The 25,127-nt window shown below is 67.3% G+C and carries 24 protein-coding genes and 4 tRNA genes; 17 read left to right on the plus strand and 11 right to left on the minus strand.

Features of this window, described 5'->3' with window-relative positions:
• Positions 1-31 precede the first annotated feature (31 nt).
• The 7 genes from CFB41_RS05595 (at position 32) to CFB41_RS05625 (ending at position 3,433) form a co-directional block, all read left to right on the plus strand.
• Positions 32-107 (plus strand) — tRNA-Gly (locus CFB41_RS05595).
• Between the two features lie 53 nt (positions 108-160).
• A tRNA-Gly gene (locus CFB41_RS05600) sits at positions 161-236 on the plus strand.
• A 51-nt stretch (positions 237-287) separates the two neighbouring features.
• Positions 288-363, plus strand: a tRNA-Gly gene (locus CFB41_RS05605).
• 100 nt (positions 364-463) lie between these two features.
• Positions 464-537, plus strand: a tRNA-Cys gene (locus tag CFB41_RS05610).
• Positions 538-1,301: 764 nt separating this feature from the next.
• On the plus strand, positions 1,302-1,664 hold the full coding sequence (locus tag CFB41_RS05615) for a DUF2946 domain-containing protein (protein ID WP_179249966.1): 363 nt from the start codon (positions 1,302-1,304) through the stop codon (positions 1,662-1,664).
• Between the two features lie 148 nt (positions 1,665-1,812).
• Positions 1,813-2,880, plus strand: coding sequence for a hypothetical protein (locus tag CFB41_RS05620; protein WP_089439557.1), 1,068 nt, complete (start codon positions 1,813-1,815; stop codon positions 2,878-2,880).
• Complete coding sequence (locus CFB41_RS05625; RefSeq protein WP_089455848.1) at positions 2,870-3,433, plus strand: TlpA disulfide reductase family protein; 564 nt, start codon at positions 2,870-2,872, stop codon at positions 3,431-3,433. The genes CFB41_RS05620 and CFB41_RS05625 overlap by 11 nt, the downstream gene beginning before the upstream one ends.
• Positions 3,434-3,535: 102 nt before the next feature.
• On the opposite strand, the gene CFB41_RS05630 is transcribed toward CFB41_RS05625, so the two are convergent.
• Complete coding sequence (locus CFB41_RS05630; protein WP_089455849.1) at positions 3,536-4,084, minus strand: GNAT family N-acetyltransferase; 549 nt, start codon at positions 4,082-4,084, stop codon at positions 3,536-3,538.
• Between the two features lie 58 nt (positions 4,085-4,142).
• Positions 4,143-4,766, minus strand: coding sequence for a helix-turn-helix domain-containing protein (locus CFB41_RS05635; RefSeq protein ID WP_089455850.1), 624 nt, complete (start codon positions 4,764-4,766; stop codon positions 4,143-4,145).
• Positions 4,767-4,907: 141 nt separating this feature from the next.
• Between CFB41_RS05635 and CFB41_RS05640 the strand changes: the two genes are divergently transcribed.
• Together CFB41_RS05640 and map are read left to right on the plus strand one after the other, a co-directional pair.
• Positions 4,908-5,144, plus strand: a complete 237-nt coding sequence (locus tag CFB41_RS05640) for a ParD-like family protein (protein WP_039348336.1) — start codon at positions 4,908-4,910, stop codon at positions 5,142-5,144.
• The gene (map, locus tag CFB41_RS05645; RefSeq protein ID WP_089455851.1) at positions 5,144-5,950 is read left to right on the plus strand and encodes a type I methionyl aminopeptidase; all 807 of its coding nucleotides are present in this window, start codon (positions 5,144-5,146) and stop codon (positions 5,948-5,950) included. The genes CFB41_RS05640 and map overlap by 1 nt, the downstream gene beginning before the upstream one ends.
• A 158-nt stretch (positions 5,951-6,108) precedes the next feature.
• Here the strand turns inward: map and CFB41_RS05650 are convergent, their stop codons facing one another.
• Positions 6,109-6,612 (minus strand): GAF domain-containing protein, encoded by a 504-nt coding sequence (locus tag CFB41_RS05650; protein WP_089455852.1) that lies wholly within the window; start codon positions 6,610-6,612, stop codon positions 6,109-6,111.
• 102 nt (positions 6,613-6,714) lie between these two features.
• Positions 6,715-7,632, minus strand: a complete 918-nt coding sequence (locus CFB41_RS05655; RefSeq protein ID WP_069247501.1) for a LysR family transcriptional regulator — start codon at positions 7,630-7,632, stop codon at positions 6,715-6,717.
• Between the two features lie 109 nt (positions 7,633-7,741).
• On the opposite strand from CFB41_RS05655, the gene CFB41_RS05660 reads away from it, so the two are divergent.
• On the plus strand, positions 7,742-8,614 hold the full coding sequence (locus CFB41_RS05660) for a pirin family protein (RefSeq protein WP_089455853.1): 873 nt from the start codon (positions 7,742-7,744) through the stop codon (positions 8,612-8,614).
• A gap of 125 nt (positions 8,615-8,739) precedes the next feature.
• Positions 8,740-9,225 carry a GNAT family N-acetyltransferase gene (locus tag CFB41_RS05665; protein ID WP_089455854.1) on the plus strand — a complete coding sequence of 162 codons (486 nt, stop codon included), beginning with the start codon at positions 8,740-8,742 and terminating at the stop codon, positions 9,223-9,225.
• Positions 9,226-9,255: 30 nt separating this feature from the next.
• Here the strand turns inward: CFB41_RS05665 and CFB41_RS05670 are convergent, their stop codons facing one another.
• From CFB41_RS05670 to CFB41_RS05680, 3 genes are read right to left on the minus strand one after another with little or no spacing between them, the layout of a single operon-like run.
• Positions 9,256-10,128: a cytochrome c oxidase assembly protein gene (locus CFB41_RS05670; RefSeq protein WP_089455855.1), complete on the minus strand. Its 873-nt coding sequence runs from the start codon at positions 10,126-10,128 to the stop codon at positions 9,256-9,258.
• A 10-nt stretch (positions 10,129-10,138) separates the two neighbouring features.
• Complete coding sequence (locus tag CFB41_RS05675; protein WP_089456563.1) at positions 10,139-10,585, minus strand: copper chaperone PCu(A)C; 447 nt, start codon at positions 10,583-10,585, stop codon at positions 10,139-10,141.
• A gap of 12 nt (positions 10,586-10,597) precedes the next feature.
• Entirely contained in the window at positions 10,598-11,233 is a 636-nt protein-coding gene (locus CFB41_RS05680; RefSeq protein ID WP_089424868.1) for an SCO family protein, read from the minus strand.
• Positions 11,234-11,515: 282 nt separating this feature from the next.
• On the opposite strand from CFB41_RS05680, the gene otsB reads away from it, so the two are divergent.
• Positions 11,516-12,268, plus strand: coding sequence for a trehalose-phosphatase (gene otsB / locus CFB41_RS05685; RefSeq protein ID WP_089455856.1), 753 nt, complete (start codon positions 11,516-11,518; stop codon positions 12,266-12,268).
• Positions 12,265-13,644 carry an alpha,alpha-trehalose-phosphate synthase (UDP-forming) gene (gene otsA, locus CFB41_RS05690; RefSeq protein WP_089439568.1) on the plus strand — a complete coding sequence of 460 codons (1,380 nt, stop codon included), beginning with the start codon at positions 12,265-12,267 and terminating at the stop codon, positions 13,642-13,644. The genes otsB and otsA overlap by 4 nt, the downstream gene beginning before the upstream one ends.
• Before the next feature lie 76 nt (positions 13,645-13,720).
• Here the strand turns inward: otsA and CFB41_RS05695 are convergent, their stop codons facing one another.
• Positions 13,721-15,553 carry an ABC transporter ATP-binding protein gene (locus tag CFB41_RS05695; protein ID WP_089439569.1) on the minus strand — a complete coding sequence of 611 codons (1,833 nt, stop codon included), beginning with the start codon at positions 15,551-15,553 and terminating at the stop codon, positions 13,721-13,723.
• Positions 15,554-16,115: 562 nt separating this feature from the next.
• Here CFB41_RS05695 and CFB41_RS05700 point away from each other — a divergent pair.
• The 3 genes from CFB41_RS05700 to CFB41_RS05710 all read left to right on the plus strand — a co-directional run bounded on the left by CFB41_RS05700 (position 16,116) and on the right by CFB41_RS05710 (position 18,728).
• Positions 16,116-17,180, plus strand: a complete 1,065-nt coding sequence (locus CFB41_RS05700) for a glycosyltransferase family 4 protein (protein ID WP_089455857.1) — start codon at positions 16,116-16,118, stop codon at positions 17,178-17,180.
• 237 nt (positions 17,181-17,417) lie between these two features.
• Entirely contained in the window at positions 17,418-18,224 is an 807-nt protein-coding gene (locus tag CFB41_RS05705) for a hypothetical protein (protein ID WP_089455858.1), read from the plus strand.
• Between the two features lie 39 nt (positions 18,225-18,263).
• On the plus strand, positions 18,264-18,728 hold the full coding sequence (locus CFB41_RS05710) for a DUF2214 family protein (RefSeq protein ID WP_089455859.1): 465 nt from the start codon (positions 18,264-18,266) through the stop codon (positions 18,726-18,728).
• 78 nt (positions 18,729-18,806) lie between these two features.
• On the opposite strand, the gene gudD is transcribed toward CFB41_RS05710, so the two are convergent.
• Positions 18,807-20,159: a glucarate dehydratase gene (gene gudD, locus CFB41_RS05715; protein ID WP_089455860.1), complete on the minus strand. Its 1,353-nt coding sequence runs from the start codon at positions 20,157-20,159 to the stop codon at positions 18,807-18,809.
• Between the two features lie 358 nt (positions 20,160-20,517).
• On the opposite strand from gudD, the gene CFB41_RS05725 reads away from it, so the two are divergent.
• Positions 20,518-21,267, plus strand: coding sequence for a FadR/GntR family transcriptional regulator (locus CFB41_RS05725; protein WP_069247513.1), 750 nt, complete (start codon positions 20,518-20,520; stop codon positions 21,265-21,267).
• Between the two features lie 137 nt (positions 21,268-21,404).
• On the opposite strand, the gene CFB41_RS05730 is transcribed toward CFB41_RS05725, so the two are convergent.
• Together CFB41_RS05730 and CFB41_RS05735 are read right to left on the minus strand one after the other, a co-directional pair.
• On the minus strand, positions 21,405-22,553 hold the full coding sequence (locus CFB41_RS05730; protein ID WP_089439573.1) for a branched-chain amino acid ABC transporter substrate-binding protein: 1,149 nt from the start codon (positions 22,551-22,553) through the stop codon (positions 21,405-21,407).
• Positions 22,554-22,917: 364 nt separating this feature from the next.
• A complete protein-coding gene (locus CFB41_RS05735; RefSeq protein ID WP_089455862.1) occupies positions 22,918-25,062 on the minus strand; it encodes a phosphocholine-specific phospholipase C in 2,145 nt (714 codons plus the stop codon).
• Between the last annotated feature and the right edge of the window lie 65 nt (positions 25,063-25,127).

Genomic DNA, 25,127 nt, shown 5'->3' on the forward strand with positions numbered 1-25,127 from the left:
GTGTGACGGGGAAGCAGTAGCGCAGCAATACGCGGGAGTAGCTCAGTTGGTAGAGCGCAACCTTGCCAAGGTTGAGGTCGCGAGTTCGAGACTCGTCTCCCGCTCCAGATTTTTTCTGACAGCGTGTTGGTCGGCAAAGCGCTGCGGATGCAGGACACATGCGGGAGTAGCTCAGTTGGTAGAGCGCAACCTTGCCAAGGTTGAGGTCGCGAGTTCGAGACTCGTCTCCCGCTCCAGATTTTTCTGGCAGCGTGTTGGTCGGCGAAGCGCTGCAGATGCAGGACAATGCGGGAGTAGCTCAGTTGGTAGAGCGCAACCTTGCCAAGGTTGAGGTCGCGAGTTCGAGACTCGTCTCCCGCTCCAAGTAATGGGGAAGCCACGCTTCCCTTTTTATTTGATGGACTTTCAGTCCTCGAATAAAAAATCTGTCGCTTGCCTCACGGCATGCGCACAGTCCGCTTTTGGCGCGATAGCAAAGCGGTTATGCAGCGGCCTGCAAAGCCGTTTAGGCCGGTTCGACTCCGGCTCGCGCCTCCAGACAAAGCCCCGCTTCGGCGGGGCTTTTCTTTTTTCTGCACCGAGAGCCACTTTCCCCGACTCCCCGACGTTGCAACCGCCACGCGTCCGACGTGCGATGCGCGGATTGAACATGAGTCGTCTGGAACGAAATTCACGTATGCGTTACGAGACTGAAACGGAAGCACGCGTTGATGCGACGAATGATCCGTCGCACGCGAGATTGTCTGCGACAGTGCGCATCGTACCGATGGTATTGCGCAACCTCGATTGAGTGCCTTGCGCGAAGCAGGCAAGTGGCCGTATCCGATCGACGTCAGCTTGGAAGAACGTACGCATGACGCGTCGTGCCCGACACGTTCGTCACGATGTCGACGGCAGCGTTGCAGGTCTGAAACACTTCATGCGATCAACACGGAGGCGTTTTTTTCGCATACGCCTGACGTGTAATGACAGCGGGCGCCTGCCTCACATGGCACGCCGTTTGCGTTATCGAATTCAGAAATCGAAAGGCTCAATGCGCGCCATGCGACTTCGGCGCCACCTGGCCAATCGACCGGGCGGGGGACAGTTCAATGAAGTCAAATCGACGAGTGGACAGTGCGGGCGTATCGATCCGCAGCACGATCGTCATCGCAAACGGCTGCCGGATCCCGGCGGCCGGTTTCGAACGCGCGCCGTCACGAGAACCGTGCGGGGCAGGGCCGCATCGTGCCGACGACGATTGTCCGGTTGCCACGGCTGGCTTCGGCTAAGATCCAGCGACCGTCCCGATGCCGCTCATCATGACCGCACGTTCCCGCAATCGTCGGACAGCGTGGCTTGGCATGTTTGCCATGCTGCTTGTCATCATTGCGCCGCTCGTGAGCCATGGCCTGGTCTCCCCTGACCGGGATGCACCAGTCGCATCGATCTGTTCGGCCGATGGACAGCCCGACGTCGACAATCACGCCCTTGCCGCTGACCATTTCGCGGCTTGCGGCTATTGCGACCTGCTGGTGCATCATGCGCCTGCACCGTCACCGTCCTTGCCGCAATGGCTGGCGGTTCCCGGCTATGCCGTCGCACATCCACCGGCTTCACGCCCGTTCGTCCTTCGGGATATCCCCAGCGCGGGCCGGCCCCGCGATTCGCCGTTCTACCTCTGACGTAGTCACTCCAGCAATTGATCCGGGCAGGCTCCCGCGCGGCGCATGAAACGCCCGCAGCCAGCCGGCAATCGGGTCATCTCGCACCGCGCGTCCGTCACGTTGCGGATCACGCGCGTGCATGCACACGACATGAGAGGGGAACGAAATGCGAATCGAATCGAAGCAGACCGTCGACGCGGCGCTGGCCGCGCTCGCCTGTCTGACGGGCTTGACCCTGCCGGTTGCCGCCCACGCCTGCGCGACCTGTGGCTGCTCGCTGAGCACGGATGCCGCGACCGGGTATTCGGCCATGCCGGGCTGGCGTATCAGCCTGGACTACACCTTCATCCCGCAGAACCAGTTGCGCAGCGGAACGCATGCGGTTTCGAACGTCGTACCGGCGGCGATCAATGCGGCAGGCGGCAGCCAGGAGGTCGAGAACCAGACGATCAATCGCTACTGGAACCTGGGCATCAGCTACAGCCCGAACCCCAAGTGGAACTTCAGCGCGATCGTGCCGTTCGTCGATCGGGGCCACTCGACGTACGGGAATGCCACGCCGGACCAGCTCACATCCGACAATCTGAGCGGCGTCACCAGCAAGGGGCTGGGCGACATCAAGCTGATCGCCAGCTATCAGGGCTTCCTGCCGACCCGCAATCTCGGCGTGCAACTGGGGGTCAAGCTGCCGACGGGAAAGTACGGCGGCCAGAACGTGCTGACGGGCGCCAACGTCGGGCGTAGCCCGGTGTTCTTCTCGTCTGGCCCGAACAGCGCGAACGGCCAGGCCCTCGATACGAGCCTGCAGCCCGGGACGGGCAGTACCGATCTGATCGTCGGTGCGTACTACTATCAGCCGATCAGCCAGAATTTCGACGCGTTCATCAACGGTCAATTCCAGGCTGCGGTGGTCGAGAACCTTCGCGGCCTCGGCGAGGACTTCCGACCCGGTAACCAGGCGACGGTCAGCGTCGGCCTGCGTTACGAGGAGAACCCGAGGATCGTGCCGCAGCTCCAGATCAACGTGACGCGCAAGAGTTCGGACCAGGGGGCGCTCGCCGACACCGGCAACACGGCCGGCACGGTCGTTTATCTGTCGCCCGGCGTGACGGTGAACGTCGTGAAGAACCTGAACGTCTATGCGTTCGTCCAGAAGGCGCTGTACAGCAGGCTCAGCGGCTATCAGCTGTTTCCGCGCTGGTCGGGCACGGTGGGGGCGAGCTATGCGTTCTGACGGTTTTGGCGGAAGCAGCGGGCGTCGCCGGGCGAGGCGCGACTGGCTGCGCATGGCTGGAGGGCTTGCACTGGGCGCCGGCGTCGGCGGATGGCTGCCGGCGGCGCAGGCCGGCAGCCTGACGGTCGGCCGTCCGGCGCCCGGCCTCGTCCTGCATACGCTCGACGGACAAAGCATCGCCAGCGAGGATTGGCGGGGTTATGTCGTCATCCTGACCTTCTGGGCCACATGGTGCGAGCCCTGCCGGACCGAACTGCCGCTGTTGTCCGCGTATGCCGCGCGCCATGCGGCGGCCGGCCTGCGCGTGCTCGGCTTCAGCCTGGACGGGGCGGACAACCTCGCGGAGGTGCGGCAGGTGGCGGCCGGCCTGAGCTTTCCGGTGGGGCTGTTGGGCAGTGCCTATGCCGGAGGCTACGGGCGCATGTGGCGGATCCCGGTGAACTTCACGATCGACCGGAACGGGCTCCTCGTCGACAATGGCTGGGACGATCCGCAACCGTCGTGGACTGCCGATCGTCTCGAGCGCGTCGTTGCGCCGCTCTTGCGGAAATAGCGGGCCCACGGTCCGGCAGCGTGCGAACGAAGTGAAAGCCGCTGGCGGTCCGGCCGAACGGTGGCATGGCGCGCACACGGGTTGTGCGCGACTTCATTCGGCTCAACCATCCACCGGCTGCGCCGGTGTGTCGAGCGTCAGCTGATAGAACGCCGCATCGAGCCAGCGGCCGAATTTGAAGCCCGCCTGCGTGATCGTGCCCGAGTGCACGAATCCGAGCTTCGTATGCAGTGCGATGCTTCCCGCATTGGTCGCATCGATACAGCCGACCACCACGTGTACCTGCGCTTCACGCGCGCGCCGGACCACTTCGCGCAGCAGCACCTCGCCCAGCCCGCGGCCGCGCTGGTCGCGATGCACGTACACACTGTGTTCGACCGTGTACTTGAAGGCGGGAAACGCGCGGAACGCGCCCCAGCTCGCAAAGCCCAGCAGCGTGCCCGCTGCGTCGACCGCGCCGATGACCGGGAAGCCGCCCGCGCGCTTCGCCGCGAACCACGCGACCATCGCTTCCGGCGGACGCGGCTTGTAGTCGTACAGTGCGGTCGAGTTCGCGATCGCGTCGTTCAGGATCTCGAGGATGGCCGGCGCATGCTCGGCTTCGCTGCAATCGATCAGGCGCACGTCGTCGCGCTGTTTCGGGGAATTCATACCGGCTCCTGTAGGCAATAAATAGGGCGCGCGCATCGCTGCTGCGACGACGCGCTCATCAGGGGTTCCGCACGCCGGCGGCGGCAGACGCATCGCAGATCGCGACGACATAGCGCGCGGCATGCGACGACGGATTGCTGAAAATCAGCGGCTGGTCGAGCCGCATAGCCAGGCAGTCGCCTTCGTGAAGTTCGTGAAGCGCATCGCCGAACGTGACGTCGACGCGGCCACTGATGACCCATACCTGCTGATGCAGCGCGCTTTCGCGTCCGCCGCTGTCGTACGCGACGCGTGCACCGGGCGGGAAATCCACCTCGACGAGCTGGATCGGCGACGGCCAGCCGGCCGGGGAGAGGTTGCGTCGCACATAGCCGGACGCGGGATCTCGCCATTCGGCCTGCTGCGCGCGGCGGGCCAGCGGCTGCGCGGGCGTATCGTCCGGGTCGCCGCCGAACAGGCCGGCCAGCGACACGCCGAGCCCGGCCGCGAGCTTGTCGAGCACGACCGCCGTCGGGCTCGCCGAAGCGCGTTCGATGAGCGAGATCATCGAACGACTGACGCCGGAGCGCGCGGCCAGCGCATCGAGCGTGTAGCCTCGCACGGTGCGCAGGTCGCGTACGCGCCGGGCAATGCGTTCGTTGATGCCGGTGTCGTCGGCAACGGTGGTCGCTGATTCTTTCATGATGGATTTATTTTCCAGCAAACTGGAATTCGATGTCAACGGGATCGACCTGAGAAGGCCCGACGGAATTCGAATGGCTTGCCCGGCGGTCGTGCGCGGCGTAATATACGAATCGACTACGTTTCGCTTAATTGGGGATATATGGGCATCATCAAGATTTCCGAGCACATGCACGAGCGGCTGCGCTCGACCAGCACGGCGCTGAGCCGCTCGATCAATGCACAGGCCGAACACTGGTTGCGCGTCGGGATGCTGGCGGAACTCAATCCGGCGCTGTCCTACGGCGACATCTGCCGGATGCTGATCGAGGCCGAAGCACGGGGCGGCGAGACGGGGCCGGCGGAACCGGTCGAGCACGGCATCGAGCAGGTGGCGTAATGGCGAAACGAGAAATCCCGATCCGCGGCGCCGCGGAAATTGCCAAGTCGCGTGAAGCCGCGAAGCTCGCGTCGCAGGTGCTGACGATGATCACCGAGCACGTGAAGCCGGGCGTCACCACCGACGAGCTGGACGTGCTCTGCCGCAACTACATCGTCGACGTGCTCGGCGCGATCCCGGCGAACATCGGCTATCACGGCTATCCGAAAACCGTGTGCGCGTCGGTCAATCACGTGGTGTGCCACGGCATTCCGACGTCGCGGCCGCTGCGCGACGGCGATATCGTGAACCTCGACATCGCGGTGATCAAGGACGGCTGGTTCGGCGATACGAGCCGCATGTATTTCGTCGGCGAACCGAACGAACTCGCGCGGCGCCTCGTCGCGACGACCTATGAGGCGATGCACGCGGGCATCCGCGCGGTGCGTCCGGGTGCGACGCTCGGCGACGTCGGATACGCGATCCAGCAGGTCGCGCATCGCGAAGGATTCAGCGTGGTTCGCGAATATTGCGGGCACGGCATCGGCGATGTCTATCACGATGAGCCGCAGGTGCTGCACTACGGCCGCCCGGGCACCGGCGTGCCGCTCCGGCCGGGGATGATCTTCACGATCGAGCCGATGCTCAACGCGGGCAAGCGCGACACGCGCATGCTGGCGGACGGCTGGACGGTGGTCACGAAGGACCATTCGCTGTCGGCCCAATGGGAGCACATGGTCGTGGTGACAGAAACGGGCTTCGAGGTGCTGACCGAGGACGCGAAGCCTCAGGCGTTCCCGGTGTTGTCGGGCACGCACGCCGCCTGATACCTGCAGTGCGCCACGAACGGTGGTGCGGTGGCACAGTGGAACGGGCCCCTTTGCGGGGCCCGTTTCGTTTTCGTTCGAGGCCGCGAAGCGCGGCGCGATTTACGCGTGAACGCGGGGACCAGTTGCTCGGTGGCGGAGCGCGGCCCGGCCTGGGCTCAACCGCGTGCCTTCTGCCACGCGGATTCGACGAACACGCGGCACAGCGCTTCCATCCCCTTGCGGTCTTCGTCGTCGAAGCGCGCGGCGACCGGGCTGTCGACGTCCCACACGCCGATCAGCGTGCCGTCGGCGGCCACCAGCGGCACGACGATTTCCGATTCCGAGGCGGCGTCGCACGCGATATGGCCGGGGAAGTCATGCACGTCGCGCACGACTTGCGTCTCGCGCGTCTGCGCCGCCGTGCCGCACACGCCCTTGCCGAGCGCGATCCGCACGCAGGCGGGCTTGCCCTGGAACGGCCCGACCACGAGTTCCGTCCCGTCGAAAAAGTAGAAGCCGGCCCAGTTGAGACGGTCGAGCGAGTGGTAGACCAGCGCGGAGAAGTTGGCCGCATTCGCGGTCAGGTCGCGTTCGGACTCGACGAGCGCGCGTGCCTGCTCGACGAGCGTTGCGTATTGGCCGGCCTTGGAGGCGTTGGGGTCGTTGGACAGCGTGAACATGGCGGGAAAGCAATCAGGGTTGTGGAATGCGCGATGCGCGTACCGCAGTCTACGGCACGCGCGCAGGGTTTGCAGCGCCCGGTCGCGCATGAAGCGGCGCGCTCAATCGGGCTCGAGTTCGGCAAACCGCTCCGCGAGAAAATCCAGCAGGGCACGCACCGCGGGCAGCAACCCCCGGCGCGACGCGAACACCGCGTGCACGATTTCGCGGCGCGGCGCCCAGTCGGGCAGCACGGTCACCAGCTCGCCGCGCGCGACCTCGTCGCGCACCATCATCGTCGGCAACTGCACGATGCCGACGCCCGCGACGGCCGCCGCGCGCAGCGCGAGCATGCCGCCCGTCACGAAGCGCGGCTGGTGATGAATTTCCGCGTGAGCGCCGTCGGGCCCGCGCAGCCGCCACACGTGCGCGGACTGCGGGGCGCCGTGATCGAGGCTCGGCAGGCGCGCGAGATCGGCGGGAACGGCCGGTGCGCCGTGCTCGCGCAGCAGCGCCGGGCTTGCGACGAGGCACTGGCCGCGCTCGGCCAGCACGCGCAGCGCGAGATCGCTGTCTTCGAGCGGCGGCGGGCGTACACGGATCGCGACGTCGATCCCTTCGCCGACCACGTCGACGCGCCGGTTGGTCGCTTCCAGATGAATCTCGACGCGCGGGCATGCGACCATGAACGCGGCGATCATCGTGCCGACCAGTGAATCGAGCAGCACGATCGGGCAACTGACGCGCACGATGCCGCGTGGTTCCTCGTGCAGCAGCGCGATCGCCTCGTCGGCGGCGTCGGCCTCGACGAGCATCGCGCGGCAATGCGCGTAATAGGTCTGGCCGACGTCGGTGACCGTGAAGCGGCGTGTCGAGCGCTGGATCAGCCGCATCCCGAGCCGCGCCTCGAGCAGCGCGATGCGGCGGCTCAGCTTCGATTTCGGCATGTCCAGCGCCCGCCCGGCCGGTGCGAAGCCGCCGTGTTCGACGACCTGTACAAAGTAATAGAGATCGTTCAGATCCCGCGCTTTATCGTTCATGAAATGGAACGCTGCGTGCGATTTTGGCAGTCTACCGGATCGATCGTTCCATCACTATATTTCTACCCAGGATGCGAAACACGCGTTTCGCCGCAATTCGGAGAAGGCAATGAAGAAGATCCAGGGTGTGTACAGTGCGCCGCGCGGCCATTGGGTCGGCGACGGTTTCCCGGTGCGTTCGATGTTCAGCTACCAGTCCCACGGTGCGCACCTGAGCCCGTTCCTGCTGCTCGATTACGCCGGCCCGACCACGTTCGAGCCGGGCTCGGCCTCGGCACCGCGCGGTGTCGGCCAGCATCCGCACCGTGGGTTCGAGACGGTGACGATCGTCTATGACGGCGAGGTCGCGCACCGCGACTCGACCGGCGCGGGCGGCGTGATCGGCCCGGGCGACGTGCAGTGGATGACGGCCGCGAGCGGGATCCTGCACGAGGAATTCCACTCGGAAGGGTTCACGCAGCGGGGCGGCCCGCTCGAGATGGTGCAGCTGTGGGTGAACCTGCCCGCCGCGGACAAGATGGGCGCGCCCGGCTACCAGACGCTGCTGAACGCCGACATCCCCGTGGTCGAGCTGCCGGACGGCGCGGGGCGTGCGCGGATCATCGCGGGTGAGTTCGACGGGCGGCGTGGGCCGGCCCGCACGCATACGCCGATCGACGTGTGGGACGTGCGGCTCGTGGCCGGCGGCCATGCGCGGTTCCCGGTCGCCGACGGGCGTACGCTCGCGGTGGTCGTGCTGAGCGGCACCGTGCAGGTGAACGGCGAGACGGTCGCCCGCGAAGCGCAGTTCGTGCAACTCGGCCGCGACGGCAGCGATGTCGAGATCGAAGCGAACGGCGACGCGAAGCTGCTGATCCTGAGCGGCGAACCGATCGACGAACCCGTCGTCGGTTACGGGCCGTTCGTGATGAACTCGCAAGCGGAGATTCGTACCGCGATCGAGGACTTCAACAGCGGCCGCTTCGGCCAGATGCCGGCATGACGGACAGGCCCCGCGCAATGCGGGGCCTTTTTTGTGCGCGGGCAGTCGGTCGCGCGGCGCGTGCGCTTCGAGGCATAATCGTCGATTGCCGCGCGCCGGCCGGCGCGCCCGAATCAGGACCGACCATGAACGCATCCGCTGCATCCCCGAGCGCCGCCGATCTCGACTGGCGCTGGAAATCCTTCGACGCGCTGACGGCGCGCGAAGTCTATTCGATCCTCGAAGCGCGCAGCGCGGTATTCGTCGTCGAGCAGAACTGCGTGTATCGCGACATCGACGATGCGGATCAGGCCGCATGGCACCTGGCCGCCTTCGATCCGGCCGGCCGCCTGGCCGGCTATCTGCGCGTGCTGCTGCCCGATGCGCAGCACACCGACGTCCGCATCGGCCGCGTGCTGACGACCGCCGCGTTTCGCGGCGCGGGCCTCGGCAACGGGCTGCTGTCGCGCGCGCTCGAGCATATCCGTGCGCAGTGGCCGGATACGCCGGTAAGCCTGCATGCGCAGGCCCACTTGCAGCGTTTTTACGGGGCATTCGGCTTCGCGCCGAGTTCGGACGTGCACGACGAGGACGGCATCCCGCACGTGTGGATGAGCAGCGCACGCGCGTAATGCGATGCGCCGCGCCGCGCCGCGCGGCAGTCAGTGCGCGGCGTGCGCGACCGGCGGCCGGGCTGCGCGCTGTGCCGCGGCCCGTTCATCGATCAGGCGGCCGCGCGCGGACAGCCGCAGCCAGTGGCGCAGCGCGATCAGCGCGCCGATCACGCTCATCATCGAGCCGGGAATCCACAGCAGCAGGCCGCCGATCTGCTGGTCACGCAGCGGGCTCAGCCATGTGAACGCGCGGCCGCAGATCGAATAGATCGGATACAGCTCGTGCGGCGTGAAGAAGATCAGCGCGCCGAGCGCGATCTGCGGCGGAATCGCCGCGACGACGATCAGGATCCGGCGGCCCGGCGACAACCGCGCGGGCGGCGCGGGACGCGGATCGACGACGAGCCACCAGAACAGCAGCCCATCGATCACCATGCTCCAGTTCATCACGCGATAGAGACGCCAGTCGAGCATCGCGATGAAGTGAATCGGCGACAGCAGCCAGAAATAGATCAGCCCGACGAACAGCACGACCGCGACGACGGGATGGAACACCACGTCGAGTGTCGCGCGCACGGGCGCCCACGCGAGCGCGGGGCGCACGACACGCTGCCGCCAGCGGAACGGAATGCCCGCGCGCATCGCGGCGCCCGGATACGACAGCGCGATGAAGAACGGCCCGAGGTGGTGCAGCACCAGATGCTGCGCGCGGTGCAGGAAGAATTCGTGCTCGAAGAAATAGTCGAGCCGCGTATGCAGCGCGATGTAGAGCGCCGTCAGCCCGAACCAGAACGAGAACTGCCGCAGCGGCGACACCTTCGCCTTCTTCACGCCGCGTGCGAACAGCACGGCGGCGGTCAGCACCGCGATCACCACGGTGGGCGACGGTTCCCACGGATCGAGCCAGTACAGGAGGTTCATCGCGCGCGCATCACTTCGCCTGGGCCGGCGATTTCACGGCGAACGGCGCATCGACCGTTTCGCCGTCGGAGAACTTCAGGCGCAGGTGCACGGTGTCGCCCGGCTTGATCGCGTGCTTCGGCTCTTCGAGCATGAAGTGGTAGCCGCCCGGCGCGATGTCGACCTTGCCGCGCGCGGGGATCGTCAGCTTGTCGACCATTTCCATTTTCTGCGTCGAGCCGTTCGAGACGGTCTGGTGCAGCATCGCCATCCCGTAGTCGGGGCTGTCGACGTCGACGAGATCGACCGGCTTGTCGCTCGTGTTCACGAGCGTCACGTAGCCGCCGGCCGGCAGCTTGTTCGGCAGCCAGCGCACCCAGGCGTTCTGCGCGGTGATCGCGCCAGCGGCATACGCATGGGCGCCTGCGCACAGCGCGGCGAGGAGGGCGAGCGTCTTGAGGGTCGTTGTCGTTTTCATGTCGGGATGCATTCAGGTAGTGGAGGCGGTGTCGATGATCCGGCGCAGATCGGCGGCGATGGCGTCGGGCGAGTCGCGGTCGGTCGCAAGCAGGCGGGCGCGGCCGCTTGCGTCGAAGATGTAGACGGCCGAGCTGTGCGTGACTTCGTAGCCGCCGGACGGATCGCGCTTTTCCATCTGGTAGGCGACGCGATAGCGCTTCGCGAGCGATTCGATCTGGCGGTCGGTGCCGGTCAGGCCGCGCGCATGCGCGGCGTCGAATGCGGCGACATACGATTGCATTGCCTGCGGCGTGTCGCGAGCAGGGTCGACCGAGACGAACAGGATGCGCACGTTGTTGGCCTGCGGGCCGAGCTTCGCCAGCACTTCCATCAGCCGCGCCATCGTTTCGGGGCAGACATCGGGGCAGTGCGTGTAGCCGAAGTAGACGAGCGCGACCTGACCATGGAACGCATCGGCGTCGACGGGGTGGCCGTCGCCGCCCGTCAGCGTGAACGACAGGTCGGGCAGGTGGCCGGTAACGTTGGTCAGGTTCCAGCGCGGCTCGTCGTGCGTGCACGCGGCGAGCGCCACGGCGGCGGCGAGGGCCGCGGCCGTGCGGATGAGGCGGGAGAAGCGCCGGTGCGGCGTGGTGCAGGCAGACGACATCCTGGGGCTCGATCGGACGGAATGGTGGCCGGCCGGCGCGGCGCCATGCGTCGCGCGGCAGGCGGTTGCGACTGTAGCGCAATTCGCGCGCCCGCGTCCTTTCGAAACCCGTACGCCGCGGGCGAGCGGGGCAATATGTCGCAGTTGACGCAGGCGGCAGCGCAATGCCGGCGCCGCGCCGGTTTCGCCCATCTCGATGCGCAGGCGCGGTAAGATGCGCACAATTCCATTCGCGCAGCGGCCGCCCGGCGTTTGCCGGCCGGCCCTCACACTATCGAATCGATGCAATCCGTTCCGGCTTCCCTGTCCCTGACCGACACCGCGTTCTTCTTCGACTTCGACGGCACGCTCGTCGAACTGGCGCCGACGCCCGACAGCATTCATGTTCCGCCGTCGCTGCTGACGCTGCTCGACGAACTGCAGCGCCGCTCGCACGGCGCGGTCGCGATCGTGTCCGGGCGCGGCATCGACAACATCGACACGTTCCTGAAGATGCCCGGCATGCCGATCGCCGGCCTGCACGGCGCGGAGCGCCGCGATGCGAACGGCGACACGCAGCGCATCGGCTTCAACGACGAGCGCCTGCTGCGCATCGAGCGCGAGCTGGCGGCCGTCGTCGACCGTCATCCGGGCATGCTGCTCGAAATCAAGGGCGCGGCCGTCGCGCTGCACTACCGCAACGCGCCCGAGCGCGAGGCGACGGCGCGCGCGGCCACCGAGCGCCTCGTCGCCGACTATGCCGATGCGTATGTGCTCCAGCCGGGCAAGATGGTGTTCGAGATCAAGCCGAAAGGCGTCGACAAGGGGCGCGCGCTCGCTGCGTTCCTCGACGAGCCGCCGTTTGCCGGCCGTGTGCCGGTGTTCGCGGGCGACGACCTGACCGACGAGAAGGGCTTCGCGGTGGTCAACGCGCGCGGGGGGCTGTCGATCAAGATCGGCGCGGGCGAGACGTCCGCCCGCACGCGGCTCGATTCGGTCGACGCGCTGCATGAGCAGATCGCGCGCTGGCTCGGTGCGGAGCAGCCGGACGCATGAGTCGCCTCATCATCGTTTCAAACCGCGTCGCGCCGATTTCGGAAGGCGAACCGGCGGCGGGTGGTCTTGCGATCGGCGTCTACGATGCGCTGAAGGAGACGGGCGGCATGTGGTTCGGCTGGAGCGGCGAGGTCGTCGCGTCCGGCGCGCCGCAGATCCGCGTCGAGGAGCACGGGCCGGTCACGTTCGCGACCATCGGCCTGTCGCGGCGCGACTACGACCAGTATTACCGCGGCTTCTCGAACGCGACGCTGTGGCCCGCGTTTCACTACCGCACCGACCTGATCCAGTACGACCGTCACGAGTTCGAAGGCTATGGCCGCGTGAACGTGTGGCTCGCCCAGCAGCTCGTGCCGCTGCTGCAGGACGACGACGTGATCTGGGTGCACGACTATCACCTGATCCCGTTCGCGCGCGCGCTGCGCGCGGCCGGCGTGAAGAACCGCATCGGCTTCTTCCTGCACATCCCGTTTCCGGCTGCGCAGGTGCTCGTCAGCGTGCCGCCGCATCGCGACCTCGTCGAGTCGCTGTGCGCGTTCGACCTGCTCGGCTTCCAGACCGAGCCCGACCTGCGCGCGTTCTGCGACTACGTCGAGTCGGAAGCGGACGGCGCGATCGAGCGCAACGGCCACCTGGCGACGGTGCGCGCATTCGGCCGGACGTTGCGCGCGGCCGCGTATCCGATCGGCGTGCATCCGGACGAGATCGCGTCGCTCGCGCAGGCCGGCGAGCACGGCAAGGCGGTGCGCACGCTCGCGACCTCGCTGCGCGGCCGCAAGCTGATCATGAGCGTCGACCGGCTCGATTACTCGAAGGGGCTCGTCGAGCGCTTTCGGGCGTTCGAGAAGCTGCTCGAGCACGAGCCGTCGCATCGCAATCGCGTGTCGTTCCTGCAGATCGCGCCGTCGACGCGCGCGGAACTGCGCGCGTACCAGGACATCCGCCTGCAGCTCGAAGGGGAGTCGGGGCGCATCAACGGACGCTTCGCCGAGCTCGACTGGGCGCCGATCCTCTATATCCATCGCCAGTACGACCGCCAGCTGCTCGCCGCGCTGTACCGGCTCGCACGGGTCGGCTACGTGACGCCGCTGCGCGACGGGATGAACCTCGTCGCGAAGGAATACGTATCCGCGCAGAACCCGGAGGACCCGGGCGTGCTCGTGCTGTCGCGCTTCGCCGGCGCCGCACGCGAGCTGACGGGGGCGCTGATCGTCAATCCGATCGATATCGACGGGATGGCCGATGCGCTGTCGCAGGCGCTGACGATGCCGCTCGCCGAGCGGCGCGCGCGTTATACGGACATGATCGCGCAGCTTCGCGAGAACAACGTGTCGGTGTGGCGCGACAACTTCCTGCGCGATCTGCAGCACGCGTAAACGGCGGGTCATCGAGCAATAAAAAAGCCGCAGTGCGTGAAGCACTGCGGCTTTTTTGTCGGCTGCAGCCGAGGTGTCAGGCCACGCGTTCGCCGGTCGGCGTGCTGCCGTCCGGCGCGGGGTGATGGCGGCCGTGCTGTTTCGCGAGCAGGTCGCGGTACAGGCCCGGGCGGTTGCGCAGCACGTCGGGCGGACCGTCGTCGATCACCTTGCCGTTGTTCATCACGATGATCCGGTCGAAGTTGCGCAGCGTCGACAGGCGGTGAGCGATCGCGATCACCGTGCGGCCGACCATCAGGCGGTCGAGCGCGCTCTGGATCGCTTCCTCGGATGCGCTGTCGAGCGCGGACGTCGCTTCGTCGAGCAGCAGGATCGGCGCATCCTTCAGGATCGCGCGCGCGATCGCGATGCGCTGGCGCTGGCCGCCCGACAGCTTGACGCCGCGGTCGCCGACGATCGTGTCATAGCCTTCCGGCATCGCTTCGATGAATTCCGCGCAGCGCGCGTCGCGCGCGGCCGCGAGCACTTCGTCGCGGGTCGCGTCGGGGCGGCCGTACGCGATGTTGTCGTAGATCGTCCGGTGCAGCAGCGAGATGTCCTGCGGCACGAGCGCGATCGCCTGGCGCAGGCTGTCCTGCGTGATCGTCTTCACGTCCTGGCCGTCGACCTGCACGGCGCCGTCCTGCGTGTCGTAGAAGCGCTGCAGCAGCGCGAGCACGGTCGACTTGCCGGCGCCCGACTTGCCGATCAGGCCGACGCGCTGGCCCGGCTCGATATGAAGATCGAAGTGATCGAGGATCGCGCGGCGGTGCGGATACGCGAACGTCACGCGCTCGAAATCGACGCGGCCGCCCTTGGCCGACAGCGGCTGCGCGTCGGAGCGGTCAGGCATCCCGTGCGGCTCGAGCAGTGTCTTGACGGCTTCGGACAGGCGCGCGATGTGCTGCGTGACGTCGACGAGCGCGACCGCGAGATCGCGCGTGCCGTGCAGGATCGTGAAGCCGAGCGAGCTGACGAGCACGATGTCGCCCGACGTCGCGCGGCCCTGGTCCCACAGCCACAGCGCCCAGCCGAGCAGGCCGGCGGACAGCATCGCGGTGATCACCGCGTGCAGCAGGCGCAGCTTCTCGAGATAGAGCAGGCTCTGCTGGCGCGCATCCATCTCGGCCTTGACCGTTGCGCCGAAGCGCTTCTGTTCGCGCAGCGTCATCCCGAACGCGCGCACGAGGCCCATGTTGCCGATCACGTCGACGAGCTCGCCATCGACCGCCGCAGCCTTCGCCGCGAACGCGTGGTGGCGGGCCGAGCCGCGCCCGGCGAGCTTGAACAGGATGACGGACAGCACGGCCGAACAGCCGAGCAGGCCGGCGGCCATCATCGGATTGACGACGATGATCATCAGGATCGCGCCCATCACCGCGATGCACGGCGGCAGCACGTTCCACGCCATCGTGTTCTCCGACGTGTAGACGGCGTTCGACGTGGCCGTGATGCGACTCGCCAGCGTGCCGGGCTGCTTTTCGGCGTAGTAGGTGGGCGAATGGCCGATCAGGTACTGGAACAGGTCGCGCCGCAGGTCGCCTGTGACCGCGACGAACGTGTGCGCGGCGAACCAGCCGCCGACGCGCCACAGCAGGTTGTCGGCCGCAATCAGCCCGACGAGCAGCGCGAACGCGCTCCACAGCGGGCCGGGGTGATGCCGCCCGGTCGCCAGCACGTCGATCAGGTGCTTGATCGCGTATTGCGAGCCGAGCGCGCAGCCGACGGCGGCCAGCACGCTGAAGAGCACGATCAGGTGGGCGACGGGATGCAGGCGGATGTAGCGGAACAGGAACGCGATCGGTCGATGCGCGTAGCTCGACAGCTTCGCGTTGTGGGCGTTGCGCTGGGCAGGGGTGAGAGATTCCAAAATATGCGTGCGGTGATTCGGTGAGTGAGCGTGGCGGCTGGATCGCAGGCCGGCGTTCGCCCGGACTGAATAATCCGGCATTGTAAACAAGCCCGCGTGTCGCGCTGCGCGAATCTTGCCTTGGCCAGGGGCTCGCGGTCGATTTTGAGATAAAATCCGGCATCCCGTCCTGCCTCATGTGCCGGAATCACGCTGCCGGCGGTCACGGGGTCAAGGAATGCCAAAAGGGCCTTCCACTCTAGAACGGACACCCGAGTCCGCGGGTTGCAAAGTGTTGCACCTTTGTAACAAAGTAAAGTGTTTGAAATGTTGTGCGCCGTATCGGGATTAACCCTAGATAATCGGCTCCGGGTTCGATTCCAGGTTTTTACGAACCCCTGTCAACGGGTCTTCGTTTCAAACGTTCTATGCCTGTCGCGTCGCCGACGCTCCTTGAGCAGCGCGGGTTTGACGCCCCCGGCAGGCTGATTCGTCCGATCTTCGGACGACACGCATCCAGCCCGGACCGCCGGCAGGTTGCCGACCCATACCTGGTTTTTAGCCGATTTTTTAGGAGTTACGCATGCGAATCGCCCAAATCGCTCCGTTGCACGAAGCGGTGCCCCCGAAACTGTACGGTGGTACCGAGCGAGTGGTGTCCTACCTCACCGAAGCACTCGTCGAGATGGGGCATGACGTCACGCTCTTCGCGAGCGGCGATTCGCAAACCTCCGCGAAGCTCGAAGCCTGCTGGCCGCAGGCGCTGCGCCTCGACCCGACGATCCGCGACGTGATGGCCCCGCACATGCTGCTCCTCGAGCAGGTGCGCCGCCGCGCGGAAGAGTTCGATGTCCTGCACTGCCACATCGACTACTACCCGTTCTCGCTGTTCTCGCGCCAGCCGGTCCCGCATCTGACGACGATGCACGGCCGTCTCGACCTGCCGGAACTGCAGCCGATCTTCAACGCATTCAGCGACGTGCCGGTCGTGTCGATCTCCGACAACCAGCGCATCCCGCTGCCGCAGGCGAACTGGCTGTCGACCGTCTACCACGGCCTGCCGGAAAACCTGCTGACGCCGATCCCGAACGTCAAGCCGAGCTACCTCGCGTTCCTGGGCCGCATCTCGCCGGAGAAGCGCGTCGACACGGCGATCCGCATCGCCGAGCAGGCCGGCCTGCCGATCAAGATCGCCGCGAAGCTCGACAAGGCTGACCGCGCGTACTACGAAGAGAAGATCAAGCCGCTGTTCGCGCTGCCGCACGTCGAGTACATCGGTGAAATCAGCGAATCCGAAAAGACCGAATTCCTCGGCAACGCGCACGCGCTGCTGTTCCCGATCGACTGGCCGGAGCCCTTCGGCCTGGTGATGATCGAGGCGATGGCTTGCGGCACGCCGGTGATCGCGTTCAAGCGCGGCTCGGTGCCGGAAGTGATCGACAACGGCGTGTCGGGCTTCGTCGTCGAAGACGAGCTGTCGGCCGTTGCCGCGCTCAAGCGCCTCGATACGCTGCCGCGCGAGAAGGTCCGCGCCGCGTTCGAAGCCCGCTTCTCGTCGAAGGTGATGGCGCAGAACTACGTGAGGGGCTACGAGGAGCTGCTGCGCCAGAAGCGCCGCACGGTGCTCCGCGAAGTCAACGCAAGCTGATTGCGGGCCGCCGCCGCGCTGCGGCGCGCGGCTTGCCATCGACGCCCCGTCCGGGTTCCCGGCGGGGCGTTGTCACATCCACGGCGCGGATCTGTTGTATTCTCGCCGCGCCCGACGCCGCGAACGGCCCCCGAAGCGGCCCGGCAGGGCATCCGTCCGTCTGTCCAGACGGTAATGTCCCTATAATGGCCGTGCCGTGAAATCCGGCCCCGCACGAATATCCAGAGGAGAGCAGTCTTGGCGAGAACGAAATCCACGCGCGCAGCGCCGGCCCCCGGCGCCGGTGTGATCTTCGCGTTGCGTGCGATCGGTCTCGTGCTGCTCGCGCGCTGGCTGTTCTCGATGTCCCAGATGGGCTATCGCTCGTCGCTGTCGGCGATGGTGTCGTCGCCCTGGGCGTTCATCTACCTGCTGCTGATCTTCCTGCTGCTCGCGCTGCCGGGCGCCGTCGCGCGCGCCGAACGGCCGTTTCATCCGCTGCCGCAGTGGCTGCGCCAGGCGCTACGCGTCTTCGCGCTGATCGGTTTCCTGTTCGCGGTCTGGTCGATCGGCATGTTCGTCTGGGTGGACGGCTGGCGCCTCGCGCTGCATGCGGTGACGGCGACCAACGGCTGGCTCGTCGCCGCACCGGCGCTTTATGCGGCGATCGTCTGGATCTGCCGCCCGCGGCCGCTGTGGCGGACCAACGTGGCCGCCCGCCGCTTCGCGGTCGGCCGTTATGCGATTTCGCTCGACGTGCTGACGCGCACTGCGATCGTGTGGATGGAAAGCCGCAAGGTCGGCCAGTACGATGCGCGCGAACTGTCGGTGCGCTGGCCCGGCCGCGCGGCGCCCGCCGCAGCCGAGGGTGCAGCGGACGCGCAGCCGGCCGTCGTGCCGCCGCGCCGCGGCAGCCTCTTCAATCGGCCGAAGGTCGAACTGCTGTGGGATTCGCCGGCGGCCGTCGGCCACAACCGGCAGATCGTCATGCGTGCGCCGCTTGCGACCGAAGGCGATCGCGTCGCGGTGCTCGCGCTCGACGCCGCGCTCAAGCAGATCGTCTGACAAGTCCCGCGCACGGCATGCGGGCGACAAGGAGGCGTGATGATCGTCCACTGGTTGCTGGCTGCCATTCACCTGAGTGCGTTCGGCGTCGCGTTTGCCGCGATCGCGGGGCGTAACCGCGCGTTGCGCCGGCTCATCGCGTCGGCGCAGGCGCCCGACTTGCCCGGCGTATTCAAGGCGGATGCCGCGTGGGGGCTATCGGCACTCGTGCTGATCGCGACGGGCCTGATGCGCGCGTTCGGCGGGTTCGAGAAAGGCGCCGCGTACTACCTGCACGAACCGCTCTTTCACCTGAAGATGACCGCGCTCGTGGTGATCCTGCTGCTCGAGGTCGTGCCGATGCTCGGGCTGATCCGGTGGCGCATCGCAGCGCGTCAGCAGCGGATGCCCGATCTCGGCCGTGCGCGCACCTATGTGCGGATCGGCCATTGGCAGGCGGTGCTGGTGATCGTCATCGTGTTCGCCGCGTCGGGCATGGCGCGGGGGATTGGGGCGGCCGGCTAGGCCTGGCCGGGTAGGTGCGGCCGGCTAGGCCTGGCCCAGGCTCGACCGGGCGACCCTGCCGCCCGGCCGCACCCGCACTCAGCGCACGAGGCAGGGGCGCTTGTTGTTGAAGGACCAGCCCGGAATCAGATACTGCATCGCCGCCGCGTCGTCACGGGCGCCGAGCCCGTGCTCCTTGTACAGCTCGTGCGCGACCGCGACGGCATCCATGTCGATATCGATGCCGAGCCCCGGCCGTTTCGGCACTTCCACCAGCCCGTTCTCGATCTTTAGCGGTTCGCGCGTCAGCCGCTCGCCGTCCTGCCAGATCCAGTGCGTGTCGATCGCGGTGACCTGGCCTGGTGCTGCGGCCGCGACGTGCGTGAACATCGCGAGCGACACGTCGAAGTGGTTGTTCGAATGCGAACCCCACGTGAGGCCCCAGTCGCGGCACATCTGCGCGACGCGCACCGAACCCTGCATCGTCCAGAAGTGCGGGTCGGCGAGCGGGATGTCGACGGCCTGCAACTGCACCGCGTGACCCATTTGCCGCCAGTCGGTCGCAATCATGTTGGTGGCGGTCGGCAGCCCGGTCGCGCGGCGGAATTCGGCCATCACCTCGCGGCCCGAGTAGCCGTTCTCCGCGCCGCACGGATCTTCCGCGTACGCGAGCACGTGATGCTGGTCGCGGCACAGCCGCACGGCCTCGTCGAGCGACCACGCGCCGTTCGGGTCGAGCGTCACGCGCGCGTCGGGGAAGCGCTCGGCGAGCGCCGTCACGGCCTCGATCTCGCTCGCGCCTTCGAATACGCCGCCCTTCAGCTTGAAGTCGTTGAAACCGTAGCGCGCATGCGCGGCCTCGGCCAGCCGCACGACGGCCTCGGGCGTCAGCGCGGCTTCGTCGCGCACGCGCGTCCAGTCGTCGGTCGCGCCGCTGCCGTCGCGGTAGGCGAGCGCGGTCTTCGTGCGGTCGCCGATGTAGAACAGGTAGCCGAGCATTTCGACGCGCTCGCGCTGCTGGCCCTCGCCGAGCAGCGCGGCGACCGGCACGCCGAGATGCTGGCCGAGCAGGTCGAGCAGCGCGGCTTCGAGCGCGGTGACCGCGTGGATCGTCGTGCGCAGGTCGAAGGTCTGCAGCCCGCGGCCGCTCGCGTCACGATCGGCGAAGGTGCGCCGCACGTCGTTGAGCACCGCGTGGTAATTGCCGACCGGCTGGCCGACGACGAGCGCGCGCGCATCGTCGAGCGTGCGGCGGATGCTTTCGCCGCCCGGGACTTCGCCGACGCCGGTGCGGCCCGCGCTGTCCTTCAGGATCACGAGGTTGCGGGTGAAGAACGGGCCGTGTGCGCCGCTCAGGTTGAGCAGCATGCTGTCGTGGCCGGCGACCGGAATCGCTTGCAGGTCGACGATGCGCGGCGTGTCGTGGGAGGGCGAGGCAGTGACGGCGTTCATGGGCGGCGATGGCGAAAGGGTGGGCAATGCCGTGCGGCAAAAGCTTTGCCGCGCGCGACGGGAGGTGCGATCATTCGACAACCGACATGCGCGGCGCGCAAGCCCCGCAGGTCGACGCAACCCGAAACGGGGTGGGAGCGACAACCTGACCAGTGCAGCGCGGAACGCGAACGCTGGCTGATCGTCAAGCATGGGACCAGGCGTTGCAGGCGTGCTCGCTTGAGTCGACAGGAGATCCGTGTTTCGATCATCAGTCGTCGGATGACTTGTGACGCAGTATAATGAATCATCGGCTTTCGCTCAAACCCCGCGTAAACCCTCGGCTCACATTACGATCATTCAAAAAGGAACCGGCCTCATGTCCGTGCCTACGCTTCCCGCAGCGCCGCGCCGTCGCGCACGCAGCCTCGCACAAGATGTCGTCGACGCGCTGACCGCGCAGATCGAAAACGGCACGCTGCGTCCCGGCGACAAGCTGCCGACCGAAACCGAAGTCATGGCGGCGCAGGGGGTGAGCCGGACGGTCGTGCGCGAGGCGATCTCGCGGATGCAGGCGAGCGGCCTCATCGAGACGCGCCACGGCATCGGCAGCTTCGTGCTGGAGCCGTCGCGCCGCCAGACGCTCGGCATCGACCCGGCGACGATCACGACGCTGCGCGACGTGCTCGCGGTGCTGGAACTGCGCATCAGCCTCGAGAGCGAATGCGCGAGCCTGGCCGCGCAGCGCGCGAACGATACCGACCTGGCCGCGCTGCGGCGCGCGCTCGACGCGATCGCATCGGGGGCGGGCGGCGGCCGCGACACGGCGCAGCTCGACTTCCAGTTCCACCTGCAGATCGCGCAGTCCACCGGCAACCGCTATTTCGTCGACATCATGACGCAGCTCGGCACGTCGATCATTCCGCGCACGCGCGTGAATTCGGCCCGCTTTGCCGGCGACGATCTGGAGCGCTACGTCGGCCGGCTGAACCACGAGCACGAGGATATCTACGAGGCGATCGCACGCCACGACCCGGAAGCGGCACGTGCCGCGATGCGCACGCACCTCACCAACAGCCGCGAGCGGCTGCGCCGCGCGCACGAGGCGGCCGAGGCCGAGGCCGGCTGACGCACCGGGCGGCGCGGCCCACGGCGCCGCCGGCCCGGTCGAATCGCTTCAACATCAGTCGTCATACAAGCTCGATCTCCATTCATCGATCGCCGGCGCCGGGCGGCGTGGCCGCCGCCGGCCGCCGGCACCGCCGATCAGCCTCCCTTCGTCGTGATCGTCTTCCACGCGCCGCTCTTCACCTGGTACAGCGTCGACATCCCGCTCTTCAGCGAGCCGTCGCTCGCGAACGAGATGCGGCCGGTGACACCTTCGAAGTCGATCTTCTTCAGCGCCGGGCGATAGACCTTCGGGTCGGTCGAGCCGGCCGCCTGCATCGCCTTGATCGCCGCCCACGCCGCGTCGTAGCCGAACTGCGCGTACGACAGCACGTCGACGCCGAAGCGCTTCTTGAAGCGCGCCTCGAAATCCTTCCCTTGCGGCAGCTCGTCGAGCGGCCGGCCGTATTCCCACGCCATCGCGCCTTCGGCGGCCGGGCCCGCGATCTTGATGAACTCGTTGTCCTTCACGCCGCCGCCGCCGACGAACTGCGCGTTCAGCCCAAGCTGGCGCATCTGCTTGATGAAGTTCGCGGCGAGCGAATCGAGGCCGCCGAAGAAGATCAGGTCGGGGTTCTTCGCCTTCAGGCTCGTGATCTGCGCGCGGAAGTCGACCGCCTGGTTGCTGGTGAATTCGCGGCCGATGAGGTTGCCGCCCGCGGCCTTCACGGCCTTCTCGAACTCGTCGGCTTCGCCCTGGCCGAACGCGGTGCGGTCGTCGATGATCGCGATGCGCTTCGCCTTCGTCACGTCGACCGCATACTTGCCCGCGTTGCCGGCGTTCTGGCCGTCGGTCGCGATCACCATGAACATGTTCGCGAGCCCGCGCGCGGTGAGCGTCGGGTTGGTCGCGGCCGGATCGATCACCGGGATGCCGGCCTTGTCGTAGACGACCGACGCCGGAATCGTCGTCCCCGAGTTGAAGTGGCCGACCACGACCGACACGTTCTGGTCGACGAGCGCCTGCGCGGCCTGCACGCCGATGCGCGGGTCGGCCTGGTCGTCCTGCACGACGAGGTTGAAGTGGGCAGGCTTGCCGGCGATCTGCACCTTCTGCGCGGCGGCATCGTCGAGCGCGAGCTGCACGCCGTTCTGCAGGTCCTTGCCGTAACCGGCGTTCACGCCGGTGAGCGGCGCGGCGAAGCCGACCTTCACGTCGGTCGTATCGGCGGCCTGGGCGGCCTGTTGCGAGAGGAGGGCAAGCGCGGATGCAATCGACACCGACAGCAGGGAATGACGGAATTTCATGTTGTTCCTCTTGTTCGACACCTGCGAGTGAGTACCGCATGCGCCCGGGCGGGCCGGGTGCGTGCGACGGGCGGGCGGTTCGACCGCTTCTCGGAATCGGGCGGGGAGGTCGGCAGCGTTATCCTCGGAAGAATCTCCCGTCAGGCTCCGCGAAGAAGAGCCCCGATCGCCTCGATATATAGGTCGCCGATATGCCCGGGTCTTGGCAATTCGCCGCGCATTCGGTGCGGATTTGCGCATAGCTTCCGCGCGTGCGGCGGCAGCCGGTATCGGGAGTTTCCCGTCGCGAACGGAGCGGGCGGAGAGGAGGGGGAAACAGGGAGGCGGCGCGGCCCGCCGGGGCCGCGCCGCGCACGCGACGCCGTCAGTCGGACAGGGCGTCCGATGCGGCTTCGGCATCGTCGTGCGATGCGTGCGTGCGGATCAGCGGATCGCTGGTGCTCGGGCGGCCGGTTTCGACGTGACCCGCGAAGCGACGCAGGAAGCCGAGCAGGCGGCCATCGCTGACGGTCAGGTCGTACCAGCCGTGGCTGCCGCGCAGATCCCAGTAGTCGTCGACCTGCTGGCCCGGCGCGAGGTCGAACGTACGCGCGCGGCCGTGGCCGTACGCGTTCGTGACCTTGAGCCGCACGGCCTTGTGGCCGCGGTTCATCAGGCGCAGCGTGATGTTGCCGTTCGCGACGTCGTAGCCGTAGATCACCTCGGGGTTCACGTTCGCGCTGCCGACGCCGGTCGCGAACGGGCCGCGGAAATGGCAGTAGAAGCCGTTCGGGCCGTACACGTCGAGGTCGTACAGGCCGAGCGACGCCGCGGCGCTCCACGTGTCGGCGATCCGCTTGCCGGCTTCGACCGTGTACGCCCACGGGCCGTCGAGGCGATTGCGCGACTGCACCTGGAACGCGGCGCCTGCCCGGCCCGTGTTCGCGAAGGTCAGCCGGAACAGGCCGTTCACCGATTCGACGCGGCCGTGCACGAACAGCTCGTACGGCAGCGCGCGTGCCGGACGCAGCCCGGCCTCCTGCTTCGGCAGCTTCTGCAGCACCGGCGGCACGGGAATGTAGTCGGGGTGGCGCAGGCGGTCGGGCGGCGCATAGCCGCTCGTGTCCGGCAGCGTCGGCCAGCCGGCGTCGGCCGTCGCGAAATCGAACGCGGCGGTCAGGTCGCCGCACACCGCGCGGCGCCACGGCGAGATGTTGCCGGCCTTGACCGGGTATTGCGCGCCGAAACGTGCCTCGATGAATTGCAGCAGCGACGTGTGATCGTAGGTCTGCGAGCAGACCCAGCCGCCCTTCGTCCACGGCGACACGACGAGCATCGGCACGCGCGGCCCGAGCCCGTACGGGCCGGCCATGTGCGATGCGTTGCCGGGGAACACCTCGTTGGTGGTCGCGACCGTCGACAGCCCGTTGTCGCGCGACTGCGGCGCGAACGGCGGCGGCACGTGGTCGAAGAAGCCGTCGTTCTCGTCGTACGTGATGAAGAGCGCGGTCTTGCTCCATACCTCCGGATTCGACACGAGCGCCTGCAGCACCTGCTCGATGTACCACGCGCCGTAGTTCGCCGGCCAGTTCGGATGCTCGGAATACGCTTCCGGCGCGCAGATCCACGACACCTGCGGCAGCGTGCCGTTCTTCACGTCCTGCTGCAGGATGTCGAACAGCGTGCCGCCCGCGCTGATGTTGGTGCCGATGCGTGCCTTGTCGTACAGCGGCGTGCCGGGCAGCGCGTTGCGGTACTGGTTGAAGTAGAGCAGCGAGTTGTCGCCGTAGTTGCCGATGTACGGGTTCTGCGTCCAGCCCCACGACCCGGCGGCGTTCAGGCCGGTGCCGACGTCCTGGTAGATCTTCCACGACACGCCGGCGTTTTCCAGCACTTCCGGATAGGTCGTCCAGCCGTAGCCCGCTTCCTCGTTGCCGAGCACCGGGCCGCCGCCCGTGCCGTCGTTGCCGACGTAACCCGTCCACATGTAGTAGCGGTTCGGGTCGGTCGAGCTCGGGATCGCGCAGTGGTACGCGTCGCAGATCGTGAACGCGTCGGCGAGCTGGTAGTGGAACGGGATGTCGTCGCGCTTCAGGTACGCCATCGTCGTGGTGCCCTTGTTCGGCACCCACTGGTCGTAGCGGCCCTTGTTCCACGCGGCATGCATGTCCTGCCAGCCGTGCGGCAGGTCCTGCAGGAACTGCAGGCCGAGCTTGTCCGCGCCCGGGTGGAACGGCAGCAACTCGGCCGGGCCGACCGGCTGGTGGAACACCGACTTGCCGTTCGCGAGGCGCAGCGGACGCGGGTCACCGAAGCCGCGGACACCGCGCATCGTGCCGAAGTAGTGGTCGAACGAGCGGTTCTCCTGCATCAGGATCACGATGTGTTCGATATCGCGGATGGTGCCGGTGCGGCGGTTCGCGGGAATCGCAAGCGCATCGCGAATCACGGGGGGGAACAGGTTCAGCGCGGCGGCGCCGGCAGTGCCGGCAGCGACGCGCAGGAAGTCACGACGGTTCGATCGGGTCATGGTCGTTATCGTGCGGTAAAGGGGGGAGCCGATTGGCGGGACCTGCTGGAAGGGCGCGCCCGGGT

The sequence above is a fragment of the Burkholderia sp. AU33803 genome (assembly GCF_002223095.1).
GTDB lineage: Bacteria > Pseudomonadota > Gammaproteobacteria > Burkholderiales > Burkholderiaceae > Burkholderia.

Coding starts and splice junctions, on each gene's coding strand:
- CFB41_RS05710 (WP_089455859.1), top strand. CDS start 18,264: ATGATCGTCCACTGGTTGCTGGCTGCCATTCACCTGAGTGCGTTCGGC.
- otsA (WP_089439568.1), top strand. CDS start 12,265: ATGAGTCGCCTCATCATCGTTTCAAACCGCGTCGCGCCGATTTCGGAA.
- CFB41_RS05670 (WP_089455855.1), bottom strand. CDS start 10,128: ATGAACCTCCTGTACTGGCTCGATCCGTGGGAACCGTCGCCCACCGTG.
- CFB41_RS05735 (WP_089455862.1), bottom strand. CDS start 25,062: ATGACCCGATCGAACCGTCGTGACTTCCTGCGCGTCGCTGCCGGCACT.
- CFB41_RS05625 (WP_089455848.1), top strand. CDS start 2,870: ATGCGTTCTGACGGTTTTGGCGGAAGCAGCGGGCGTCGCCGGGCGAGG.
- CFB41_RS05650 (WP_089455852.1), bottom strand. CDS start 6,612: ATGTTCACGCTGTCCAACGACCCCAACGCCTCCAAGGCCGGCCAATAC.
- otsB (WP_089455856.1), top strand. CDS start 11,516: ATGCAATCCGTTCCGGCTTCCCTGTCCCTGACCGACACCGCGTTCTTC.
- CFB41_RS05730 (WP_089439573.1), bottom strand. CDS start 22,553: ATGAAATTCCGTCATTCCCTGCTGTCGGTGTCGATTGCATCCGCGCTT.
- CFB41_RS05620 (WP_089439557.1), top strand. CDS start 1,813: ATGCGAATCGAATCGAAGCAGACCGTCGACGCGGCGCTGGCCGCGCTC.
- CFB41_RS05630 (WP_089455849.1), bottom strand. CDS start 4,084: ATGAATTCCCCGAAACAGCGCGACGACGTGCGCCTGATCGATTGCAGC.
- CFB41_RS05725 (WP_069247513.1), top strand. CDS start 20,518: ATGTCCGTGCCTACGCTTCCCGCAGCGCCGCGCCGTCGCGCACGCAGC.
- CFB41_RS05635 (WP_089455850.1), bottom strand. CDS start 4,766: ATGAAAGAATCAGCGACCACCGTTGCCGACGACACCGGCATCAACGAA.
- CFB41_RS05675 (WP_089456563.1), bottom strand. CDS start 10,585: ATGAAAACGACAACGACCCTCAAGACGCTCGCCCTCCTCGCCGCGCTG.
- CFB41_RS05640 (WP_039348336.1), top strand. CDS start 4,908: ATGGGCATCATCAAGATTTCCGAGCACATGCACGAGCGGCTGCGCTCG.
- CFB41_RS05615 (WP_179249966.1), top strand. CDS start 1,302: ATGACCGCACGTTCCCGCAATCGTCGGACAGCGTGGCTTGGCATGTTT.
- gudD (WP_089455860.1), bottom strand. CDS start 20,159: ATGAACGCCGTCACTGCCTCGCCCTCCCACGACACGCCGCGCATCGTC.
- CFB41_RS05655 (WP_069247501.1), bottom strand. CDS start 7,632: ATGAACGATAAAGCGCGGGATCTGAACGATCTCTATTACTTTGTACAG.
- CFB41_RS05700 (WP_089455857.1), top strand. CDS start 16,116: ATGCGAATCGCCCAAATCGCTCCGTTGCACGAAGCGGTGCCCCCGAAA.
- map (WP_089455851.1), top strand. CDS start 5,144: ATGGCGAAACGAGAAATCCCGATCCGCGGCGCCGCGGAAATTGCCAAG.
- CFB41_RS05680 (WP_089424868.1), bottom strand. CDS start 11,233: ATGTCGTCTGCCTGCACCACGCCGCACCGGCGCTTCTCCCGCCTCATC.
- CFB41_RS05660 (WP_089455853.1), top strand. CDS start 7,742: ATGAAGAAGATCCAGGGTGTGTACAGTGCGCCGCGCGGCCATTGGGTC.
- CFB41_RS05665 (WP_089455854.1), top strand. CDS start 8,740: ATGAACGCATCCGCTGCATCCCCGAGCGCCGCCGATCTCGACTGGCGC.